A 23407-nucleotide genomic window follows, 5' to 3' on the forward strand; every position below is an offset into this window, starting at 1 on the left:
GACAGCAAATATAACCCATTGGGTAAAGGAAGGAGCGGGTATTTTTTAGAGGGTAGGCAAATTTCACCTAAAGGGCGAACCCCCATTCTTTAGCCTGTTAAATTCCCGCTTTGTTTTTTCAATTAGCCTTTGGTTGCTTTGTATCATTGCCTCGCCTTCTGGCGATGCGCCGTTCAGGCCAGCTAGGCCTTCTATTGTCCAAGTATAGTTTTCATCGTTCCTAATATGCCAATTGTCTGTTTGTATCATTTCGGCTGGAAAAATATAATACATACTTTGCTTTATTACATAGTAGCTAAAAGGCAAGTCGGTAACATTGTTTGCCCACCAGGATACAGGCTGGGCTTGGCTCTGCGTAGCGGGGTCTATGGAATAAAATTCTATCACGTTGTTTATGGAAACAGGTATCAATGGTGCCACATGGTAATTCCACAGGTTGGTGAGCGTGCCTTGTTCGTTTTTAAGGAAAAAACCGCTGAACACCCATCCTTTATAGTTGGGTATATTCCATGCTTCTAATAACAATGTAATGGCATTTGCCCTGTCTTCACAGTCGTTATTGGCATTGTCCCACATAAACAACCAATGATTTTGGAAAAAAGTGAAGATTCTATTGGCATATTCCAGCGTCAGGGGGTTGGCCACGAATACATCATCGGAAACTGTTTGGTCGAAGAAGGTATTTAGCTGGGCATTTTCCATTTGTACTAAAATACGGTATTATTCGGTATTTGCAATTAGTTTTGTATTATTTTTTTGTTACTAGGCTACAATAAAATATAGCCACAAAGGCACGAATACACAAAGCAGCACAAAGTTTTAAGTGAAAAATGAAGTATAAATCGTTTTATACTTCATTTCTTAGTGCTTATTTAAACCTTTGTTGCAAAAAAGGAAGTGAGTAGCTTGAAGGTCAGAACCGTTCAGGGCGTTGAGAGAAGGGGCTAGCAATAGCAGCATATACTCGCTGGCAACTTTCTACTTACCAACCACCCCATCCCCAAACTTCAAATTTCCACAAACAGTTACTGGCAGCTTCCCTTTGGCAATTAACTTACCTTCAAGCCAATCTGCTGCCACTTGCTGTATGCTGCTGTCATCCTCATAGCAGGCAAGCAAAGTAGGCGCATCGCAGGCAAATTTAATGGCATAGGGGTTGCCAAAGAAAATAGTAATGGGGTTGGGGGTTTGCTGCAAAGCTTTTAGTAAATAGATAGACGCATTGTCCAACCCAAAATTATTGGCCGGGCGGCGGCTATAGTTGTGTACGCCAATAATAATGGCATCATATTGCTTTTGCTGTAATGTATTGATTAATTGCTGGGCTGCCGATATGTTTATTTTATTGCCATATACTTTTACGCCCAGTTGTGGCTCGATGGTTTCCTTCACTGTGTCGCTTTTGCCCAAATCGCCCGAAAAAAAGTAGTTGTCGCAGTTTAATTCATTTTTTAGGCGAGTTGCTAATAGGCTTTCTTTGCTTATGCCAATGCCTATATAGGCTATGCGTTGCCCTTTTCTTAGTTGGGTAGCGGCTGTTTTGGTTCTAAGCAATGTAAGGGCATTCTCAGCAATTCGGCGTTTGATACTGTCTGTTGAAATATTCAATTCAGCAACCAAATGGCTGGTATCAATGGGCTGCAATTGGGCTAGCCCAAGATTATATTTAGCCAGCAATACTTTTTTCACGCTTTTGTTAATTTTTTTCCAACTAAGCCTGCGTTCTTTAATGGCTTGCTTAATAGCAGCAATGGCTTCTGGCACATCGCTGGGCAAGCAAAGCATATCGTTCCCTGCAATAAGGGACAATACAGAGGCCTCCCCACTAGGGAAAAACTTGCTGATGCCTTTCATTTCCAAGGCATCGGTAAAAGTGATGCCCTTAAAATGCAATTCATCCCTTAAAATACCTGTAACGCTTTTTGCTGACAGTGAAGTGGCCAAATGTGCTGTTGTATCTATTGCAGGGATATATAAATGCGCCATCATCATGCTGCCAACACCTCCGCTAATCATTTTTTTAAAGGGGTACAGTTCCAGCGAGTCCAAAGCCTGTCGGCTTTTGTAGATTACGGGCAAATCTAAATGGCTATCCACAGCTACATCGCCATGACCGGGGAAATGCTTGGCACAGGCCATTATGTTTTCTGCCTGCATACCTAGCATATATTGCGTGCCAAAACGGGCTACTTTATATTTATCTTCCCCAAAACTCCTGTCGTTAATTACGGGGTTTTCTGGATTGTTGTTAATGTCCACAACAGGTGCATAGTTTACCTGCACACCCATGCGCTTGCACTGGCTGCCGATGGCCTTGCCCATCTCATATACAAGGCTGCTGTCTTGTGTGGCGCCAATCATTAATTGGCGTGGGTAGTTTGTTACGCTGTCCAACCGCATACCTAGCCCCCATTCCGCATCCATGCACACCATCAATGGAGTTTTGGCAATACCTTGATAATTGTTTGTCAACAAGGCTTGCCTTAAAGGCCCACCTTGAAAAAAACACAACCCGCCTACATTGTATTGCTTTATAAGGTTGGTTACTTGCTGCACATGCTCAGGGCCAAGGTTGCTATGCGCCCTGATAACCATTAGCTGCGCAATACACTCTTCTTTTGATAATTTCTTAAACTGCTGCTTTACCCAACGTTTGGCACTGTGCGATTTTGTATAAAACTGCTGCGCTATCAAGGGCTGCCCAACAAATATAAAAAACAAACAAGTAAATATTATTTTCTTCAACTTATAATTATTTCAATGGTGTACAAAGTATTGCATTTTTATCGGGCAGCCTAACTACATATCCGCTCGCTCATATAATTAAACTTATAAATACTTGGAATTTATTTGATAAAAGTAGGCGAAGTGTATTTGATATTCTTATTTTTGAAAAAATCCTGATAATGAATGTACAACTAATACAGAACGATAAAGGGAAGACAACTGGCGAATTTATCCCTACAAAGGAATGGAAGCAACTTAAAAAGCAATACAGTGGCTTGGAAGATTTGGAATATACAGAACCAACCAAAAAACAAATTTTACAAGAACTGAAAGAAGCTGTTATGGAACTTTGCTTAATAGAAAAAGGCAAGCTGAAATCAAGGCCTGCAATGGAATTGCTGAATGAGTTATAAAATACCCTACTATTAAAATTATTTTGCCAAAATACTTGCAACCCTAGAACTGAAGCAACGTTTTTAAAATGATACCATAATCAACAAACAACCAATTACAATAGCTATATCCAATAAAAATGAAGCAAATACTACTTTTAACACAAGTCTTTTTCATAACTTTTTTTACCTACGCCCAAACAGTACCCGCAACGGCAGTAATAAAAGGAATCGTGGAAGACTCCCTAAAAAAAACACCCTGGGCTATGTTACTATATCGTTTGTTGACAAAGCAACCAACCTGCCCATAAAAAGCGCATTGTCGAACGACAATGGCAGTTTTGAATTTACTGGGCTGCCCGTAAAGGCCTATTTATTGCAGGTGGCATCTGTTGGCTACCACAACAAAACAATTGTACTGCCTGTGTTCCCCACATCTGGAAAGCCACTTATTGATGCTGGCAATATCAGCCTTGCCGCCGCCCCGGCGGGGCTAAACGAAGTCGTGGTAACAGCCGTAAGGCAGATTATTAAACAGGAAGTGGACTGAATAAGCTACGATGTGCAGGCCGATCCAGAAAATAATGCCACCAACGTGCTGGATATGCTGCGTAAAGTGCCATTGCTGTCAGTTGATGCATCTGAAAATATAAAGCTAAAAGGAAGCGGCAATTACAAGATATTAATAAATAGTAGGCCCTCTGCTTTGATTGCCAAAAACCCTGCGGATGTTTTTAAGTCGATGCCAGCTAGCAACATCAAAAAATTGAAGTAATAACCACCTCGCCTGCCAAATACGATGCAGAAGGGTTGGCTGGCCTTATCAATATCATTACCAAGAAAAATATGGACGAGGGTTATAATGGCAGCCTCAATAGCCGGTACAACAGCATTTATGGCCCAGGTATAAATATCAATGCCACGTGGAAACAAAAGAAATTTGGAGTAAATGGCTATATAGGGGGCAATTTTAGCCCTAGCACCGTCTCAACCAAAAATGGATATACAAACAACATCACCTCGCCTGTTGTTTCTAATTTTTTGCAGGAAGGCACACGTTCTTTAATTTTTACCAACAAATATGGCACCCTAGAACTAAGCTATGAGATAGACAGCCTAAACCTGCTTACAGCCTCCATTGAGACTTATTTTGGCGATAATACACAAGGCAACACTTAGTTTTCTAATTTAACAGATGCCAATAATGCAATATCCCAGTCATTTACTTTGTCTAACAGTAACAAAAACAATTATAGTGGCACTGACTTGGCTGTAAACTACCAGCTAGGGTTCAAGAAAAACAAAGACCAACTGCTAACGACTTCTTACAAGTACAGCAACCAAGCAAACGAGCAAAATACCGATGCCGCTTATTTAACTTAGTATAACTACAATTTTCCTAATTATATACAGTACAACCATTCTGGCACTAAAGAGCATACGATACAGGTTGACTATGTTCAACCCATGAAAAAAATAACCGTGGAGGCTGGTGCAAAAGCGATACTAAGGAATAGTTTCAGTAATTTTAGGAACGACAATTACGACTCTGTTGCTAAAGTATATAACACCGTTCTTTCTCAAACAAACAACTTTACCTACCAGCAAAATGTTTATAGTGCCTATAATTCCTATCAATTAAAGCTGGACAAATTCATTGCCAAGGCAGGGCTACGGGTAGAACATACCACGGTAAATGCAAATTTTGCTTCGGTTGGCTTGCCCTTGAAACAAGATTACAATAGTTTTATCCCCTCTTTTTCATTGCAACAGAAATTCAAGGGCAGCAATAGTGTTACCTTTGGGTATAGCGAACGCATACAAAGGCCAGGCATATGGCAGCTAAACCCATTTGTAGATAGGAGCAACCCCAAAGTGCTGAACTTTGGCAACCCAGATTTGCAGCCAGTAATCAACCATTCCATAGAGCTTAATTATAGCAACTACGCCAAGGGTTCCATAAACATAGGGCTTACCTATAGCTTTGCCAACAACACGGTGGAAAATGTAACAAGCGTTGATAAAGACACCGTAACTAGCACCACTTATGAGAATGTGGGACAAAATAGGGGGCTGGGCCTAACACTGAATGCCAACTACCCTATAACTAAAAAGCTAAATATCAATATCAACTCTCAGTTGCTGCATGTATGGCTAAAAGGCACTTTCAATGGGCAGTTTTACAACAATAGCGGCAACCAAGGGCATTGCTTTGTAAGCACCAGCTATAAATTTGACAATGGGTACAGTATAGGTTTTGATATTGGCTACGACAGCCGCTATGTGCTGCTGCAAGGCAAGGACAATGAGTATTTTTATACTTCTTTCAGTGGTTCGAAAGACATCCTTAAAAAGAAAGCTACTATTTCCATTTACCTAAACGACCCTTTTATGAAATACAGGACAATAGATTTCCGCACCACTGCCAGTGGCCTTAGCCAATACAACTACAACTACGATTATGCAAGGAAAATAAGCATTAGTTTCCGGTACAAGTTTGGAAAGCTAAGTGGCAGCATCAAGAAAAATGAGCGTACCATTAGCAATGATGATGTAAGCGGAGGGGGAAGGCATTAATTTTAGCTTTCCATGTTTCTGAATATAAAAATGCTTCCGTACATTTGCAGCCCGAAATAAAAAGCTTCGGGTTTTTAAATATGAATTTTTTCATTAAACAATTAAATGCAGATGCTCAGGATAGCGCAGCAGCCACAGAAGAGGTTGTAGAAGCTACTACTGCAATAACAAACGCACCTGTTGAAGAAACAACACCGGCTATCGTGGCCGAAGAAGCACCTGCTGCACCAGAAGTTCCCACTGCACCAGAAACACCTGCTGTTCCTGAAGTAGAACCTGCTGTGGATGAACCATTGCCTACAGTAGTGGCAGAAGTACCTGCTGCACCTGTGCAAGAACAAACTGCACCAGCAGCAGAGGTAGCTGAAATTGCCGCCCCTGAATTTGTGGCAGCACCAGAAACAACCGAGCCAGTTGTGGCACAAGCACCTGTTGAAGAAGTGATAGCTACGGCTCACGACGATTTTGACTGGAGCGTTGACAAAAGGAACGTTAGCATTTATGCTAAAGAAGAAAAAGAAAAGTACGACAAAGTGTACGAAAACACTTTCGTGCAGATTGAAGACGGTGAAATTATCAACGGTTCTGTAGTTGGCCTTACCAAGACAGACGTAGTGGTAAACATTGGCTTTAAAAGCGATGGCTTGATTTCCCTGAACGAATTCCGCGATGTGCCTACACTTGTTATAGGCGATATTGTAGAAGTAATGGTAGTGGAAAAAGAAGACAGGCAAGGAAACCTTACATTAAGTCGCAAAAGTGCAAGGGTTTACCGTGCATGGCAGCGTATTGTGGAGGTGAACAAAACTGGCGAAGTGGTTACTGGCCTTGTTACCAGCAAAACCAAAGGTGGCTTGATAGTAGATGTATTTGGCATGGAAACCTTCTTGCCAGGTTCTCAGATAGATGTGAAACCTGTAACTGACTACGATCAATTCGTAGGCAAGACAATGGAGTTTAAAGTTGTAAAAATCAACGAAAACATCAAGAATGCTGTTGTATCGCACAAAGCCCTGATTGAAAGCGACATTGAAGCGCAACGCGTGGAAATAATGAGCAAATTGGAAAAAGGCCAGGTGTTGGAAGGTGTTGTTAAAAACATCACAGACTTTGGTGCTTTTATGGATTTGGGCGGCTTAGATGGTCTATTGTACATCACCGATATTTCATGGGGCCGTATTTCTCACCCAAGCGAGGTGTTGAAAATGGATCAGAAATTACAAGTGGTAGTATTGGATTTCGACGACGACAAAAAACGTATCAGCCTTGGCTTGAAACAATTGACCCCACACCCTTGGGATGTGTTGCCAGCAGGCTTGGGCGAAGGTTCTACCGTTCGTGGCAAAGTAGTGAACATAGAAGACTACGGTGCTTTCTTAGAGGTTCAGCCAGGTGTTGAAGGCTTGGTACATGTAAGTGAAATTACTTGGGCAAACACACCGGTTAACGCTAAGGAATTCTTTAAACTAGGCGATGAGCATGATGCCAAGGTGGTAACTTTAGACAAAGACACCCGCAAAATGAGCTTGTCTATCAAGCAAATGACCAGCGACCCTTGGGATACCATCGAAAACAAATATGCTGTTGAAAGCAAGCACAAAGGCTTGGTGAAAAACATCACTCCTTATGGCGTGTTTGTAGAATTGGAACCAGGCATTGGCGGCATGATACACATCAGCGATTTAAGCTGGTTGAAACGTTTCAACCACCCAAGCGATTATGTAAAAGTTGGTGAATACATTGATATTATTATCATGGGCATTGACAAAGACAACCGCAAATTGCAACTTGGCCACAAACAATTGGAAGAAGATCCTTGGAATACCCTTGAAGATACTTTCGGTATCGGTAGCAAACACGAAGGTACCGTTACCCGTAGGGACGATAAAGGTGCTTTGGTACAATTGCCTTATGGCTTGGAAGGTTTTGCACCTGCCCGTCATTTAACAAAAGAAGATGGCAAAGCAGTAGTTGCAGAAGAAACATTGCCATTTATCGTTATTGAATTTGACCGTAATGAAAAACGCATCCTTCTTAGCCACAGCCGTGTTTGGGAACAAGCACAAGCTGAAGAAAAAGAAGTAGCGAAAAAAGAAGCAAGGGTAGAAGCTGAGAAAACACATAAAGAAGTAAAAGCAGTTCAAGCTAAAGTTGAAAAAACAACACTTGGGGATTTGAGTGCTTTGGCGGATATCCGTGCTAAACTAGAAGAAGGCGAAGGCAAAGCAAAATAAGCTTACCAATGTTTTTAAATAAACAAAAGCCACCTTGCTGAAAAAAGCAAGGTGGCTTTTTTGTTAATACTAAATTAGCCACTAAGACAATAATGCTCAAAGTAGCACTAAGAAAAAAGGAAATCTATGTGCCTATGTAGGAGTAGTAACCCAAATTTTATTACCTTTCCAAAGTTGATAAACAAGCCATGAAGCGGTTTGTAATATTTTAGCATCTAATTGAAATAGATTGCTAATTTTAGGATACTTGTGACAAGAAATATTTCAAGTGCATCCATAAAACCATCATCCCCTGAAACTGCCTTTTGTTGCTGATACTTATTTATTTTACTTTTTACCAAAAGTATTTGTATGATACGGTTACCAATATTGATTTTATTTCTGATACTAATTTGCCATAATGGCTTATTAGCCCAGCAGCAATTAGATACCTCTATCACCAACCTGTTAGCAAAAAATGGTTTTAACAAGGTTGAAAACAAAACAGAAAAAAACAGTAGCAGCAACTATATTATTTCCAATAATTATACCGATGAAGTATTGGGCTTGCAGCATGTTTACCTACAACAAACATATCTAGGCATAACAGTTTATAACGCTATTAAATCATTGGTATATAAAGACAATATATTGCAATATGCCTCAGGAAATTTCATAACAGGCATTGCGGCAAAAGTACCTACTGCCACCCCTTCGCTTACAGCATCAGCGGCAGTATCTAAAGCAGCTACTTATTTGCAGTTGCCAAGCCCGAGCAACCTTGTGGAAATAGAAAACACTTATGATGCCAACAAAAAAATAGTTTTTTCGCCTGCTGGCATCGCCAGGGGAAATATTGTTACTGAATTGGTTTGGGCAAGCAATGACGATTGGGTTAATATCCATTTAGCATGGAACATTAGTATCGATGTTGCCACATCGCCTGATTACTGGAACATAAGGATTGATGCACATACTGGCGAAGCTATTAGCCAAAATAACTTTACGGTATATGAAGGGCTTGCTACAACTAAAACGGTACAAGCAAAAATTGAAACACCTTCCCCAGCATTATCTTTCAACGTTAAACAACAGGCTACTGGCACAGTTGCCTTTCCACCCCCACCCACAGTTACCACAGCCCTATACAATGTAGTTCCATACCCTTACGAAAACCGGTTTGCAGGGAGCATAGCAGTTGAAACAAACCCTTGGGCAAAAGCAGGCATCAACAACAGTGCCACCACTTATGGCTGGCATTTTGATGGTACTGTCAACTATAATTTCACAAGGGGCAACAATGTTTTTGCTTATGACGATAGCCTGAATAAAAATGTGCCAGGCAGGGCAGACACTTCTACTACCACTGGGGCAACGCTCACGTTTAAACACACGCCCGATTTTACCAAGCAGCCTTTTACCACTACCAATAGGCAGTTTGCCACCGATAACCTTTTTTATTGGAACAATACAATGCACGACCTTTTTTACCAATATGGCTTTACAGAAGCGGCTGGCAATTTCCAAAACGACAACATGGGGCGTGGTGGCATTGCGGGCGACTATATAAAAGCAGAAGCGCAAGACGGATCAGGTTATAGCAACGCAAACTTTTCTACCCCTAGCGATGGGGGTAGTGGCCGCATGCAAATGTACCTATATACACCTGTAAGTAATTTAGTAACTATCAATTCGCCAGCAGCAGTTGCAGGGAATTACTACTGTAAAGAAGGCAACATAAGCACTAAGAACTTACTGAAAAATGTGGGTACTAAAACGGCAGCAGTAGTGTATTATAACGATTCGAGCACTGCCACTACTACACACAATGCCTGCAAGGCTCCGGTTAATAATATCAGTGGCAAAATAGCGTTTATAAATAGTGCTGGCTGTAGCTATGCTGTTCAAATTAAAAATGCACAGAAAGCAGGCGCTATTGGCGTGATTGTATGCAGTGTGGGTGCATCCTTAGTAATGACTGGCACAGACAGTACCATTAACATACCTGCCGTTATGGTTTCTAGTACAGACGGCGCCATAATAGCAAAGCAGCTTACGGCAGGCGCAGCAGTAAATGCGAGTTTGTTTGCAAGCGCTTTTTTTGACGGGGATTTGGATAATGGCATTGTTACCCATGAATACACCCACGGCATATCCAATCGCCTTACGGGTGGTGCAAAAGGCGGATGCCTTTCTAATAAAGAACAAGGTGGCGAAGGGTGGAGCGATTATGTTGGGCTAATGATGACAACCAATTGGGCAACAGCACAATTGACAGACGGCACCAAAATAAAAACACATGCCTGCTATGCCTACAGCCAAATAGCTTCTGGGCTAGGGAACCGGGCATACCCCTACACCACCAACATGGCAATTAATCCACATACTTATGCCGATGTGGCCAAAAATAGCGAATCACATTTTATAGGGGAGGTATGGTGTTCAGCCCTTTGGGACATGACATGGAATATTATCCAGCAAGTAGGTTCTATATACCCCAATTTATACAACCCAAAAGGTATTGGCGGCAATACCATTGCCCTGCAACTGGTTATAACTGGGTTAAAACTGCAACCTTGCAGCCCTGGTTTCTTAGATGCACGGAATGCTATTTTAGCAGCCGATTCCATCTTATATGGCGGCATGTACAAATGTGCTATTTGGAGTGCCTTTGCACGCAGGGGCATGGGCTATAGTGCTGTGCAGGGCAGCTCTAATAGTACTAACGACCAAGTAGATGCATATGATGTACCGTGTTTTACGCTTAGTGGAAGGGTGGTGAACCCAAACAGTATAGCCATACCCAATGTTGCTGTAAAAAATACTAGCGGTACCCTAGTTCAATCTACCACTGCATCTGGCAGCTACAACTTTACTGCTTATGCCTCCAATGCCAATACAATACGCCCAAGCAAGAACAATGATGTAAACAAGCTAAATGGCGTTACTGTTGCCGATGTTAGCCTCCTCCAGCAGTATTTGCTAGGGATGGCTACTTTAACCTCACCTTATAAACTTATAGCCGCCGATGCAGACAACAATGGCGTCATTTCTTTGCTGGACATGGCTTTGCTAAAAAGGGTTGTACTAGGGAGAGATACCACATTTAAAGGCAACCGCAGGTGGGCATTTATAGATAGCAGCTATAGTTTCCCCAACCCTGCTAGCCCCTTCCCTTATAAGGACAGCATACAGTTTAACAGCCTTGCAGCTAACAAAACAAACCAAACCTTCATCGGGGTAAAAATTGGCGATTTAAACTACGACTGGAACTCAACTATACTTAGCACTCCGCAGCCTACTAAACCTATTGTATTTTACTACAACAATATAAGTGTATCCAACCAAGCGGAAATACATATACCAATCCGGGTAAGGGATTTTTCAAATATCCTTGCCATGCAATACACATTGAATTTCAATAGCAACCTGCTGCAATTTAAAACCGTTGCCAGTAACCCGTTGAATATGGACTATGCCGCAAACCATAGCGACGAAGGTAACCTTGCATTTGCATGGGCTAATGAAAAAGGCATTGGGCAAACCCTGCCCGACAGCACCGTTATTTTGGATTTGGTATTTACTAAACTTTCAGAAATCAACAATCCAGAAGATATTGCCATTACTTCAACCATTACGCCCATAGAGGCTTATGATGCCAATTATGGCCTGCATGGCATTGTGAAAGCAGAAGGCAAAGTAACCAATAATGCGGAAGGCTTAACAGTCAAAGAAAGCTGGGAAATAACGCCCAACCCTAACAATGGCACCATAAAGATAAACATGAACCTGATAGATAGCAAGCATATCCAGTTTCAACTAACTAGTGCGAGCGGACAATTATTACTCATAAAAAAGATGGTAGCACCCAAAGGCAATAGCAATATTTCTATCAACCTGCGCCAGCAAACTAAGTTAGCCGCTGGCATGTATTGCATTAAAGCTGTAGGTATAGTTGATGGCAATGTAAAACAGGTGGTAATACAGTAGTAATATGACTTCTTTAATTTAGCGTTACATTTAGCCACAAAGGCACAAAAGCACGAATAAATACAAAGAAAAAGAAAGTTAAAAAATATTGATAACATGATTTTTCTTCTTTTCTTCCCTTAAAACTTTTTGCTTCTTTATGTCTTTTTGCCTTCGTGGCAGATTAACCAAACTTGCACCTTAGTAGTAACCTATTTTCTATTTCGTTTTTTCCTTTATCCACTTAGTAACATATTCTAGAACCACGGGCGAAAAGGTTTGCTCAATAGTGCCATATTCACCCACTAGGCCTGTGGTGCATTCTTGGAACAAATGGTTTAACCCGGGGAATATCTTTGTTGTTACTGTTTTGTTACCTCCTTTTGCAAGGGCTTTGTTGATGGCTGCTATGTTTTCTTTGGGTAGCACTTGCAGGTCTTTTTCACCATCAACTGCTAATACAGGGCATTTTACTTTTGCTAAAGCTAGAGCAGGGTCATATTGTATAAAATACCGCATCCATGGAGTAGTAATCTGGTCTACCAAGGTTTTTACATAGTCTTTCTTTTTTATTCCTGCAGGGGTATCTTTTGTTGCTTGAAGCAAATAGCTTTCCACGCCCGTTTTCATTCGCAGGGTGTCTGTTGCTTTTACCACAATATCAAATGCGCCAGCATTAATGGCTTGCTGCTCAGCTATTTGTTTTGGCGTTTCGCCCGATGCTTTAGCTATTGCCGCTTCTTGCAACAGCAACAACTTGTCGCCCCTTAGCCCTGGTCCCGCCAGTAAAACTATAAAGCCAATCCCTTTAGTACTGGCGGCTACCATCGGTGCTATTAACCCACCTTCGCTATGCCCCATCAACCCAATTTTTTGCTGGTTAATTTCTTTCCTTGTTTTTAAAAATGCAATAGCTGCTTCTACGTCAGTAGCAAAATCCTGCGAAGTTGCTTTTTTAAAATCCCCGGTCGATTTTGCTGTACCCCTGTCGTCATACCTTAAAACAGCTATGCCGTTCTTAGTTAAATAGTCGGCAATTATCAAAAATGGTTTATGCCCCATCAATTCCTCGTCCCTGTTTTGTGGGCCGCTGCCTGTTATTAAAACAACAACAGGGTAGTTGCCTTCTTTTGAAGGCAGGGTTAAAGTACCAGCCAAGGTAATGTTTGCGCTGGGATTGGGGAAAACAACATCTTCTGAATAGTAGGGGTATGGCTTGGCAGGTTCTTGTGGCCTTTTTACTATTTGCTTTTCTGCTTCTTTACGTGACAAATCCATTGGGAACTGTTGCCCTGCTTGTTTAAAAGTACCTGAGAAAAGGTTTTCTTTATATAAGCCTGTGTATTCGGCCCCTAAATTGGTTATTTCCAATTTTAGTGTGCCATTTTCAAATGTGGTTTTGGATACCGGTATGCCTTTTGCCCCTTGGTCTGGGCTGTCCATGGTGGAGCTAAAGCCATTGTCGGTTTTATTGATATGGACAATAAGCCTTAGTTGTGCGCCTGGCACTTTTAAAACACCGTTCCATTGCCCTGTAATGTCTTGCCCCATTGCCGTAAAAGCGGTTGCTAATACAAATAGTATGATAGCTGTTTTTTTCATGATTAAGATTTAACAAACAAATTCAAACATAGCAGTTGTTTAAAGTTGTATTTTGAGGTTAAAAATATTTCAAAGTGCGGTTCTTTTATCATTTTGTATGTCGTGCCTACGGTACTTAAACCCGGATTTTGCAGTTGAAATCTATTGCAAGACTCAACTACTTCAAACACAAGCATTTGCTTGATTTTTTGGCCTTGCCATAGTACACTATGTTTTCGACCAAAAATTCGGCTCAAATACTTGTATTTATTGCATTTGAGCCTTTCATAACGAAGTCAACTGCATAATCCGGGTTAAAGAAAACTGAGCGATTAATGCAACCCATATATCGTGCCTAACGGTACTTTTCATGCAATTCTTTTGCAAAAAAACAAAAGCCTAAACAACTTCCTATTCTATTCAGTATCCTCTTTTGCAATAGTTGCCGTGAACAAGGCTTTTAACTCATGTGCATCGTCTGCTTTCATTTTCCCAGCCAGTACCAGCCGCAACTGCCGCCGCCGCAATGCGCCTTCAAAAAGGCGGTGCTCCTCTGGTGTTTCAGGGATAAGCTTGGGCACAGCTTCGGGACGGTGATTTTCTGCATCCAATGCCACAAAGGTAAAATAGGCTTCGTTGCTAGGGTACTTGTATTGGTGCAGCGTGTCTTCGCCCCATGCACGCACATGTATTTCCATGGAAGTAGAAAACGCACGGGACACTTTGGCTTCTATATGCACAATATTGCCAAGCCTAATGGGGGTTTTAAAACTTAAGTTATCTACCGACGCGGTCATGCAAAGCTTGTTGCAATGCTTCATGGCGGCCATTGCCGAGGCAATATCCATCCAATACATCAGCCGCCCCCCCATTAGGTTGCCAAAATGATTGGTATCGTTTGGCAGCACCATTTCGTTCATAATAATAAAACTCTCGCTTGCTTTCTTCGCTTCCATACAAAGTATTTGCACTAATGTAAGGGTTTATGATTCACGCAGCAAAGAATTATCGCCACAAAGACACGAAGGCCCTAAGCAGCGCAAAGAAAAAAAGTTTACATTCTTTTTCTTTTCGGGGCTGTTTATATTTTTATTTAGCGTTTAAAGGTAGGCTGTGCAGAACCCAGGGAGACTTTTTTGTACAGTTTTCAAATATTCCACGTGGGTTTGAACTCAGTTATTTTTTGTTTTTCGGTGGTTTATTTTTTTTGCTATTTCCATTTTTGCCTGTAACTCATTGATATTCAGTTGTTTATGTTTTTTAAGCCTCATTTTTTATTATAATTTAAGTGAATTTTATGATAGTTTATTGATAATGGAATGATAGTTTTATGTTAGGAAAATGATAGTTTATTGATAAGAAACTAATAAGATTTTGATGGTGGATTATCATTTTCCTAAGCCAACTACCATCCGATGCAGGAGGCAAGGCCAAGGTGCCCCCTGATGCAAAATTGGTAAGGATAGGTATATAGGCCAAAATAAAAATCCTATATGGGGGAAATATGCCCCCATGAGCATCCCAAATTTCCCCCATATAGGATGCTTGCTGGGAAGCAAAAAAAATCAGTCGCTACTACATCCGGTTAGATTTCTCCTATCGTCGAAAGGACGGGAATGGGGTATCTGAAATGCAATGACTCGAACCAAAATACAGCTAAAAACTGAACGAAAAGGCTTCCTGATTCTGAACAGCCTACCTCCGAGGTTTTTGAAACCTCGGAGGTTTTAGATACATAAAGGTTATTCCACCACAAACTTTTGGTTTGCTATTTTGCCATCGGCAGTAGCTATTTGTACCACATACACACCACGCGGCAGGTTAAAATCTAGCCTGTTTTGTGTAGCAAGTATGTTCAGCCCCGCTTTTGCAGCTACAACTTTGCCCATATTGTCCATTATATTTATTTGGTTAATGTTTTTGCCATCAACCAATATAAAATTCTTAGCAGGGTTGGGGTAAATACTGATGCTTGGTGCCAGTGGCTGCGTGTTGATGCTTTTTGTTTCGCTGTAGCTTATGGTACCGTCTTTGCCCACTACTTGCAGGCGGTAGTAAAGGGTGCTGTTTTGTGCCAAGGCATCGGCTGCATGGGCATCCGTAAACGTATAAAAGCCTCCACCTGTGGCTGTTGTTTTGCCAATGGTGGCAAAGTTTCTACCATCAGTGCTGCGTTGTATGTTGAAATAAGCGGTGTTGATTTCCCTTGTAGTTACCCAATTGTTTGCAATGCCACTAGCCAAATGTTGCAACTGGTACGAAACAATGCTTACTGGCAGTATAACTCCTTTGATAAGCGTGGCTGCATTGTTGGTTAGTACTGGGCTATTATAATCAAAGTATATAGAAGCATTGTTGTAAATATCAGTGCCGGCGGTAACTGTTAATTGCGGCTTTAAACGGAAATGTATAAAACCATTGCTTTGAACTTGGTTGGAACCACTGTCTGGCAGGTTGATGCCAAGGAACTGGAAGTAAATAACATTATTAACCAATGTTATCATGGGGTTATGGCTACATGCTATCATTTGCAAATAGCCGGGGTTCAGCATGGTGCTCAGCGTATCTGAAATCACAACATTGCTTGCCTCAGCTGTGCCCACGTTTTGGAAATGGATGATATAGTCTATCCATTCGCCATTTTTCACTTGCGTGATGGTAAGCTGCGGCGTGGCCTGTTTAAAATTGGGGTCGTAGCTGCCACGTATCAGCGTATTGATGCTTGCCGTGGCCTTGGCTTTCGTGCTTGTTACAGTGGCGGTTGCTTTCAGGCTGTCGCCAGCCAATGCAGTTTTCTTTACGGTGAAACTCAGGTAAGGGAAATGGTAGTTGCCGCGAAAAAAATAGTTGTCAAAATAATTTGCGCTCAAGGTGTCCTGCCATGCAAGGGTATTGCCAACATGGCTGGTCAGTGGCACAGATGCAGCGTCGAATACCAGCCTGCTGGAATCGTAAGTAAAACTAACCGTGGCATTAGCATTTGTAGTGCCAATATTCCTAGTGCCAATGCTATACAAAAGCTTTTTGCCCGGCACAGGTGTCTCTAAAGGGTAAATATGGATATCTAGGCTATCTTTTACAATCGTTGGCTGCAAGGCAATGTCTGGCAATGTTAATATGGTATTGTAGTCGTTCAAGCCAAAACTACTGCTGTCTGGCACGGCTTTGTAAAAAGCAGAGGGCTGCACACGAAGGCGGAAACGGCCTGTATCGCTTGCCGTGATGGAAAATTGGCCTTCGTAATTGGAAAAAGCAGATTCCCCTGTATTTAAGTTGGCACGAATAAATGGTATATAATATTCATCCTTGTCTTTTATGCCATTGCTGTTATTGTCGCCAAATACCTTGCCCATTACGGTTGGGTAGGCACTACAATGGTAGGGGTTGTTTGTGGGGTTGCAGAGGGACGGGATAAGTGCATTTGTGATGACAACCAAATTGCTTAGATAGTTAGGCAAGCATTTTACCCCTGTGCCAGTTAAAGACAAGAACCTTAAAGAATTAGGTAATTTAGGCAAACAGGTTAAGTTACTGTTGCCAGAACAATAAAGAAATTGTAACCCATGCAGGGAATCTAAATTTGGGAGAGATGAAATTTGATTATTCTCAAAAGTAAAGTATGACATTTCTTTAGGCAAACTTTGGGGTAAAACTGTTATTTTATTGTTGTCAACAGAAAGAGCATATAGTAAGCTTGGCAACGCAGGGAGAACGGATATATTATTATTGTTACAGGTTAAAAAATGGAGGGAGTCTGGTAGTATAGGCAATGATGTTAAATGATTATACTCACACTGAAGAAAAGTAAGCTTTTTAGGTAAATAAGGCAAATACGTTAATTGATTATAATTGCAAGATAATGTATCCAACTTTGTAGGTAAATTAGGTAAAGAGGTTAATTTATTTTGCTCGCAATTGAGAAAGGTTAATGAGTCTGGAAGTTGCGGCAAAGTAGTCAGCTTATTAGCAAAAACATCTAAATGGTTTAAATGTTTGAAATACTGTACTCCTGTTAAATCTTTTATTATTCTATTTGTATCAATACCATAAAAATAACTTAAACTTGTTTCAGCAAGAATGTTAGTGCAAGTAGTGTCCATTTGTCCTGTCTTATTTAAGCAGGCAGGGTATAATGCTCTTAAGTATACTTTAAAATTACTATCGGGTATATCTACATAATTTGAATAATCGTTCGTTACACCGCAGGTGTTAGTACAAATAGGCAAACCAGCAGGTATTATGGTTGCACCACTTAGCATTTCATTGGGCAAACATTGTACGCCTGTGCCAGAAATGTCTAAATATAACAAACTATCAGGCAGTTTGGAAATACAACTAAAAAGATTGTAAGAGCAATCCAATGTCTTTACGGAATTCGGAATATTGGGCAGAGCTTTAAAAAAATTATTGCTAAAATTTAAATCTGATAAAGAATTGGGCAACAAAGGCAAAGTTGTTAATTTGTTATACCCACACTCTAAACGGGTTAATGAACTGGGTAATACTGGAATATTCGTTAGTTGATTTTTCCCACAACTAAAAGTAGTTAATGTATTGGGTAATGTTGGAATATTAAATAAATTATTACTGCTGCAAACCAATGATGTTAGCGTGCTAGGCAAAACAGGCAAACTTGTCAATTCGTTATTATCGCAATCTAAATCAGTTAATACACTTGGCAGTATAGGCAAGATGGTTAATTTATTATGACCACACCATAACGTATTTAGTTTAGGTAGTATTGGCAAACTTGTCAACTGATTATAATGACATTCTAAAGTTTTTAGTGTGGAAGGTAATATAGGCAACGTTTTTAATTGATTAAATTCACAATTTATATACAGTAAATTTTTAAAATATTGAATTCCATTCAAATCACTGATTGAATCATTATATGCAGATAATAAAGTGGCATTAATTATCGCACTACACGTTGTATCCATCTGCTTCTTCCCATTAAAACAGGCAGGGTACTGCTTAATTAAAACCTTCTGGAAATTACTATCAGGTATATCCACATACTGTGCTTTTACAAATGTTGCAAGCAACAAACAACTACATAACAAGGTTAGTGATTTTTTCATGGTAGAACTTAAAGGTATTAGTAAAAGCTTTTTTGGGAAAATGGTTTCGCAATATATACTACTACATTTAGGTGGCAAAAGGTTGGGTATTTAGAAAATTTATTTTTTAAAAAAATGAATACGCAGTTTTTTTAGTAAAAAAACTATAAAAAAAGAATTAGCTATTTCAAGGGATTGAAATCCATTGCTACAATATCGGCCGTGCCTATGGCACTTAAACAGGAAAATGCTTTTAAAAAATCGATTAGCTATAAATACACGTTCGGGTAATTATCAAAAAAAGTGTGTAGTTTTTATTGTGTACATTTAAAACTACACAACAATAACTACACAGATTATTTTAGGAAAGAAATAAATTGCTTTGGGTGCATAACGGCACTTTGCAGGCAATTGCTTTTGTAAAAAACAAAAACTAAAACAACTTTTTCACTTAATCCTTAGGCTACTTCGAGCCTTTGCGTCTTTGTGGCGAAAAAACATTACAATTATTTTACTGTCCGCAGCTCGTCCCAGCGGGTGGTGTAGCGGGGGCTATGGAAGTTTTGCTGCATTTTCCAGTTGCGGGCAGTGCCAGCAGCGGCAAATTTCAGCACGTCGTCCCGCATGGAAAAATTGATATTGTCCACCATGCTCATCAGCATCCTGTTTTGGTTTTTATTGGGCGAAGCAAATAAGTTGCCTTGTATCGCATTGTCTGGCACAATGCCACTTAGTATCACGCCTGCTTTTTTGTACAGCCTCCCTTCCTCAAAAAGGGCATCTACCAGTTTCACGGCAGGCTTTATCAGTTCATTGGTTAGAGAGGTAGCCATGGGCAATGTTATATGGCTGCCCACGCTTGGCCCATGCCTGAAATGTGCTGTGTTGCTTTGCTCCTTCGGCACTACAAACACACTGATGGTGCTGGCCGCACTGTGCTGGCGGCGCAGTTTTTCCGCTGCCCTAGAGGTATAGGTGGCAATGGCTTCTTTAATGCTGTTAATATCTTTTACAGGGCTGCCAAACATACGGGTGGTGGCAATCATTTTTTTCTCAACAAGCTGTTTTTCTAGGTTATTGCTTTTCTCGCCTTTTAGCTCGCGCAGCAAACGCTCGCCTACTACCCCGCCTAGGTTTTTCCTGCCCCATTGTATATCGCGCTTGCTTAGGTCGTAGGCCGTATTAATGCCTATTTTTTTTAGCTTCTCGGCATACTGGTATCCCACGCCCCACACATCGTCTATCATTGTTTTTTGCAAGGCCTGCTCGGTTTTCCGTGGGCTGTCTAGCACCAGCACGCAATTGGTAACGGCCTTGTTTTTCTTGGCCAGCCGATTGGCCACCTTGCTTAGCACTTTGGTAGGGGCCACGCCTACAGATACCTGTATGCCCGTCCACATTTCTACCGTGTGCCTAATGTTGGCAGCTACCTCGTGCAGTTGCTCACGGGGTATTTTTTGCAGGTCGATAAAGCATTCATCTACCGAATACACTTCCACATTTTCTTCGCCCATCAGCACCCGCAGGGTTTCCATTACCCGCCAGCTCATGTTGCCATATAAATTGTAGTTGCTAGAAAAAGTAGCCACGCCATGTTGTTCTATCAATGGTTTTGCCAGAAAATAGGGCCCAGCCATGCCTACGCCAATGGCTTTTGCCTCGTCGCTGCGGGCAATAATGCAGCCATCGTTGTTGCTAAGCACAACAACGGGCTTGTTTTTCAACTCCGGCCGGAACACCCTCTCGCAGGAGCAATAAAAACTGTTACAATCTACGATGGCTATCATGGGCGTGTTTTTTTGAATTTGTTGCTGTGTTACTATCCTCCAATAACAAAGGTATCTGCATCTTTTAAAAAGGGCAGTTGCACCCTTGTATTATGGAGTATTTCCTTGTTTAAGATAATAGTAAATACGTCATCTTCGTTGGTTTTTGTATATAGCACCTCCCCTAGCGGGCTTACAACCATGCTGTCGCCACAGTGGTATATGCCATTTCCATCATTGCCAACCCGGTTTACGCCTATTACAAAGCACTGGTTTTCTATAGCCCTTGCTGCGAGCAAAGTTTTCCAAGCATGTGCCCTTTTTTCAGGCCAGTTGGCTACATACAAAAGTATGTCGTATTCTGCCTCGCTACCCTCTTCCGCAGTTATTTTTTGCTGCCTTGCCCATACCGGGAAACGCAAGTCGTAGCAAACCTGCAGATTTATTTTCCATCCTTTGGCCTGTGCTATCAAGCGTTTGCTGCCTGGCGTATATACTTTGTCCTCACCAGCGTATGCAAATAGATGCCTTTTGTCATAATACCCATATTGCCCGTTTGGCAGCATCCAAACCAGCCTGTTGAAATATTTCCCCTTATCTTCAATAGCAAGGCTGCCTGTAATGATTGTATTTTTTTGGGCTGCCATCCGTTTCATCCATTGCACGGCTGTTCCCTCCATTGTTTCCGCTACCATCCCCGGTGCCATGCTAAACCCTGTGCTGAACATTTCGGGTAAAACTATTACTTCTGTTTTTTCTGCAATAGTATTTATTTTACCTTCCAGCATAGAAAGGTTGGCAGCAATATCTTCCCAAATGATATTGGTTTGTATTAATGTGAATGTGAGTGACATAGTGTAAAAATAAGAATTGGTTTAGATATAAATAATATCAATAATCCATGCACCTGCCCTGCTAAAAATTACCGTTGGCATACATATTGCAATTAAATTTTTTAGTATCAAACATTTTGCTGTAACATTGCACTGGAAACAAATTGCACGCCGTTTAGCCATCTTGCTTTACCCGCAGTTTCTCTCCTTCCAACTTTTCACAAAAACAGATTGATTTTCAAATTACTTAATACTTAAGACTGTATTTCATAGCGCCAAGTACCCACTGGCATATTATTAACACTTACCTATGTACGACATTTCGCAATTGAACGACATGCTACTGCCAGAACTATTGGATGTAGCAGAACAACTGAAACTCACTAACGTAAAAAGATTGAACAAGCAGGCACTGATATACAAAATATTGGACAGCCAAGCTGTTACCGCAAGCGAAGCCAAGGAAGAAAAGCCAAGGAAAGCCCGTGCACGAAAAGTGATTACCGTGAAGACATCTACCAGCAATGGCGTGGAGGAAGCCGAGGTAATGGAACCAAGCACGCCAACCCCTGTGCAGCAGCCTGCGCCTGCGCCACCAGTAGAAGCAACCCCGCCTCCAGCCCCTGTGGTGCAATTGGAAATACCAATAGAGCCAGCAAAGGAAGAAACGCCCGCAGCCGAAAGCAGCGAAGCGTGGCAGCCTATTACCAAAAGGAAGCGCAAGCCATTGGTAAGGCGGGAGATATTGCCAGAGGAACGCATCCAGCCAGAAATAAAAGAAGAAGTAAAGGAAGTGCCTAAGAAAGAGGCAAAGAAAGAGGAAGAAGAGTTAGACTACGACCCCGCAGAACTAGGCTTGATTACCGATATTGACCCTAAGCAAATGAGCTTGGCAGAGCAAATGCTTATGGCCACGGAACACCTTAGCAACCAAATAGAGATACCTAAGCTGTTTATGCCTGCTGTTATAGACGAAAACGAAGGCGTGGATGAGGAAGACGATGATGATGAGCGAGCGGCCGAAAGCGAAAACACGGTTCCTATAGAAAATTACTTTGCTGCTATAGAACCACTAGAAAAGCAACAAAAAAGCTATAAGAAAGAGCCTGCATTCAATATAGAATTTGAAGGCATTATTAATGCGGAAGGTGTTTTGGAAATGATGACCGATGGTTATGGTTTCCTCCGTTCATCCGATTACAACTACCTAAGCTCGCCAGATGATGTGTATGTATCGCCAAGCCAGATAAAATTGTTTGGCCTGAAAACAGGCGACACGGTTGCAGGCACAGTGCGCCCTCCAAAAGAAGGCGAGAAATATTTTGCGCTTTTGAAGGTTGACGGCATCAACGGCAAACGCCCCGACGAAGTGCGTGACCGTGTTCCTTTTGATTATCTTACACCACTATTCCCTTACGAGAAGCTGAACCTGTTTACTACCCACAACAATTTCAGCACCCGTATCATAGACTTGTTTACCCCCATAGGCAAAGGCCAGCGTGGCTTGATAGTAGCCCAGCCAAAAGTGGGTAAAACCATGTTGCTGAAAGAAGTAGCCAACGCCATAGCAGCCAACCACCCAGAATGCTACCTGATGGTGGTATTGATTGATGAAAGGCCGGAGGAGGTTACAGACATGGAACGCAGCGTGAAGGCAGAAGTAATAGCCAGCACGTTTGATGAGCCTGCTGAAAAGCATGTGAAGGTATCGGCCATGGCTTTGCAAAAAGCCAAAAGGCTGGTAGAGTGCGGCCACGACGTGGTGATATTGCTAGATAGCATTACCCGTTTGGCAAGGGCATACAACACCGTGGCACCTGCCAGTGGCAAGGTACTAAGCGGTGGCGTAGAAGCAAACGCCATGCAAAAACCCAAGCAATTTTTTGGTGCTGCCCGTAAAATAGAAAACGGCGGCTCCCTTACCATATTGGCCACTGCCCTGATAGAAACAGGCAGCAAAATGGACGAAGTGATTTTTGAAGAATTTAAGGGTACGGGCAACATGGAACTGGTGCTTGACAGGCGATTGGCCAACCGCCGTATTTACCCTGCGATTGACCTAGTAGGCTCTAGTACAAGACGTGATGACTTGTTGCTGGACAAGGAAGTGCTGCCACGCATGAACATCCTTCGATTGTTCCTAAACGACATGAACACAGAAGAAGCGATGAACGAATTGCTGAGGCGTATGCGTGGTACAAGGAGCAACGAAGAGTTTTTGGCCAGCATGAATAGATAATAAAATAAGTTAGGTTTTATAGCCACAAAGACACGAAGGCTCGAAGA

General features: G+C 41.6%; 15 protein-coding genes and 1 pseudogene. 9 read left to right on the forward strand and 7 right to left on the reverse strand.

Features of this window, described 5'->3' with window-relative positions:
* Positions 1 to 63: 63 nt before the first annotated feature.
* Together ACHFIY_RS09335 and ACHFIY_RS09340 are read right to left on the reverse strand one after the other, a co-directional pair.
* Entirely contained in the window at positions 64 to 702 is a 639-nt protein-coding gene (locus ACHFIY_RS09335; protein WP_410845815.1) for a protein-glutamine glutaminase family protein, read from the reverse strand.
* Between the two features lie 276 nt (positions 703 to 978).
* The gene (locus tag ACHFIY_RS09340; RefSeq protein WP_410845816.1) at positions 979 to 2745 is read right to left on the reverse strand and encodes a glycoside hydrolase family 3 protein; all 1767 of its coding nucleotides are present in this window, start codon (positions 2743 to 2745) and stop codon (positions 979 to 981) included.
* A gap of 161 nt (positions 2746 to 2906) precedes the next feature.
* On the opposite strand from ACHFIY_RS09340, the gene ACHFIY_RS09345 reads away from it, so the two are divergent.
* The 8 genes and pseudogenes from ACHFIY_RS09345 (at position 2907) to ACHFIY_RS09380 (ending at position 11899) form a co-directional block, all read left to right on the forward strand.
* On the forward strand, positions 2907 to 3140 hold the full coding sequence (locus tag ACHFIY_RS09345) for a hypothetical protein (protein ID WP_410845817.1): 234 nt from the start codon (positions 2907 to 2909) through the stop codon (positions 3138 to 3140).
* A 298-nt stretch (positions 3141 to 3438) separates the two neighbouring features.
* Positions 3439 to 3669, forward strand: coding sequence for a peptidase associated/transthyretin-like domain-containing protein (locus ACHFIY_RS09350; protein ID WP_410845818.1), 231 nt, complete (start codon positions 3439 to 3441; stop codon positions 3667 to 3669).
* 12 nt (positions 3670 to 3681) lie between these two features.
* Positions 3682 to 3894 (forward strand): hypothetical protein, encoded by a 213-nt coding sequence (locus tag ACHFIY_RS09355; protein ID WP_410845819.1) that lies wholly within the window; start codon positions 3682 to 3684, stop codon positions 3892 to 3894.
* A 35-nt stretch (positions 3895 to 3929) separates the two neighbouring features.
* Positions 3930 to 4298, forward strand: a complete 369-nt coding sequence (locus ACHFIY_RS09360; RefSeq protein WP_410845820.1) for a hypothetical protein — start codon at positions 3930 to 3932, stop codon at positions 4296 to 4298.
* Between the two features lie 48 nt (positions 4299 to 4346).
* Positions 4347 to 4502, forward strand: a complete 156-nt coding sequence (locus tag ACHFIY_RS09365) for a hypothetical protein (RefSeq protein WP_410845821.1) — start codon at positions 4347 to 4349, stop codon at positions 4500 to 4502.
* Positions 4503 to 4520: 18 nt separating this feature from the next.
* Positions 4521 to 5696, forward strand: a pseudogene (locus ACHFIY_RS09370) (outer membrane beta-barrel family protein); the annotation flags it as partial.
* Positions 5697 to 5776: 80 nt separating this feature from the next.
* Entirely contained in the window at positions 5777 to 7930 is a 2154-nt protein-coding gene (rpsA, locus tag ACHFIY_RS09375) for a 30S ribosomal protein S1 (protein WP_410845822.1), read from the forward strand.
* A gap of 351 nt (positions 7931 to 8281) precedes the next feature.
* Entirely contained in the window at positions 8282 to 11899 is a 3618-nt protein-coding gene (locus ACHFIY_RS09380) for a M36 family metallopeptidase (RefSeq protein WP_410845823.1), read from the forward strand.
* A gap of 198 nt (positions 11900 to 12097) precedes the next feature.
* Here ACHFIY_RS09380 and ACHFIY_RS09385 read toward each other — a convergent pair whose 3' ends face one another.
* The 5 genes from ACHFIY_RS09385 to ACHFIY_RS09405 all read right to left on the reverse strand — a co-directional run bounded on the left by ACHFIY_RS09385 (position 12098) and on the right by ACHFIY_RS09405 (position 21142).
* Positions 12098 to 13480, reverse strand: coding sequence for an alpha/beta hydrolase family protein (locus ACHFIY_RS09385; RefSeq protein ID WP_410845824.1), 1383 nt, complete (start codon positions 13478 to 13480; stop codon positions 12098 to 12100).
* Between the two features lie 395 nt (positions 13481 to 13875).
* Entirely contained in the window at positions 13876 to 14415 is a 540-nt protein-coding gene (locus ACHFIY_RS09390) for an acyl-CoA thioesterase (RefSeq protein WP_410845825.1), read from the reverse strand.
* 786 nt (positions 14416 to 15201) lie between these two features.
* Positions 15202 to 16977 (reverse strand): DUF7619 domain-containing protein, encoded by a 1776-nt coding sequence (locus tag ACHFIY_RS09395; protein ID WP_410845826.1) that lies wholly within the window; start codon positions 16975 to 16977, stop codon positions 15202 to 15204.
* 2051 nt (positions 16978 to 19028) lie between these two features.
* On the reverse strand, positions 19029 to 20309 hold the full coding sequence (locus ACHFIY_RS09400; protein ID WP_410845827.1) for a Y-family DNA polymerase: 1281 nt from the start codon (positions 20307 to 20309) through the stop codon (positions 19029 to 19031).
* Positions 20310 to 20341: 32 nt separating this feature from the next.
* Positions 20342 to 21142, reverse strand: a complete 801-nt coding sequence (locus tag ACHFIY_RS09405) for a nitrilase family protein (RefSeq protein ID WP_410845828.1) — start codon at positions 21140 to 21142, stop codon at positions 20342 to 20344.
* Between the two features lie 289 nt (positions 21143 to 21431).
* Between ACHFIY_RS09405 and rho the strand changes: the two genes are divergently transcribed.
* On the forward strand, positions 21432 to 23360 hold the full coding sequence (gene rho / locus ACHFIY_RS09410; RefSeq protein ID WP_410845829.1) for a transcription termination factor Rho: 1929 nt from the start codon (positions 21432 to 21434) through the stop codon (positions 23358 to 23360).
* Positions 23361 to 23407: the final 47 nt, after the last annotated feature.

Source organism: Parasediminibacterium schistidii, from assembly GCF_046546515.1.
Taxonomy (GTDB): domain Bacteria; phylum Bacteroidota; class Bacteroidia; order Chitinophagales; family Chitinophagaceae; genus Parasediminibacterium.

What these genes read in the sequence shown, in the direction of transcription:
- ACHFIY_RS09335 (WP_410845815.1), bottom strand. Translation starts at nt 702, where the DNA reads ATGGAAAATGCCCAGCTAAATACCTTCTTCGACCAAACAGTTTCCGAT.
- ACHFIY_RS09345 (WP_410845817.1), top strand. Translation starts at nt 2,907, where the DNA reads ATGAATGTACAACTAATACAGAACGATAAAGGGAAGACAACTGGCGAA.
- rpsA (WP_410845822.1), top strand. Translation starts at nt 5,777, where the DNA reads ATGAATTTTTTCATTAAACAATTAAATGCAGATGCTCAGGATAGCGCA.
- ACHFIY_RS09380 (WP_410845823.1), top strand. Translation starts at nt 8,282, where the DNA reads ATGATACGGTTACCAATATTGATTTTATTTCTGATACTAATTTGCCAT.
- ACHFIY_RS09385 (WP_410845824.1), bottom strand. Translation starts at nt 13,480, where the DNA reads ATGAAAAAAACAGCTATCATACTATTTGTATTAGCAACCGCTTTTACG.
- ACHFIY_RS09390 (WP_410845825.1), bottom strand. Translation starts at nt 14,415, where the DNA reads ATGGAAGCGAAGAAAGCAAGCGAGAGTTTTATTATTATGAACGAAATG.
- ACHFIY_RS09400 (WP_410845827.1), bottom strand. Translation starts at nt 20,309, where the DNA reads ATGATAGCCATCGTAGATTGTAACAGTTTTTATTGCTCCTGCGAGAGG.
- ACHFIY_RS09405 (WP_410845828.1), bottom strand. Translation starts at nt 21,142, where the DNA reads ATGTCACTCACATTCACATTAATACAAACCAATATCATTTGGGAAGAT.
- rho (WP_410845829.1), top strand. Translation starts at nt 21,432, where the DNA reads ATGTACGACATTTCGCAATTGAACGACATGCTACTGCCAGAACTATTG.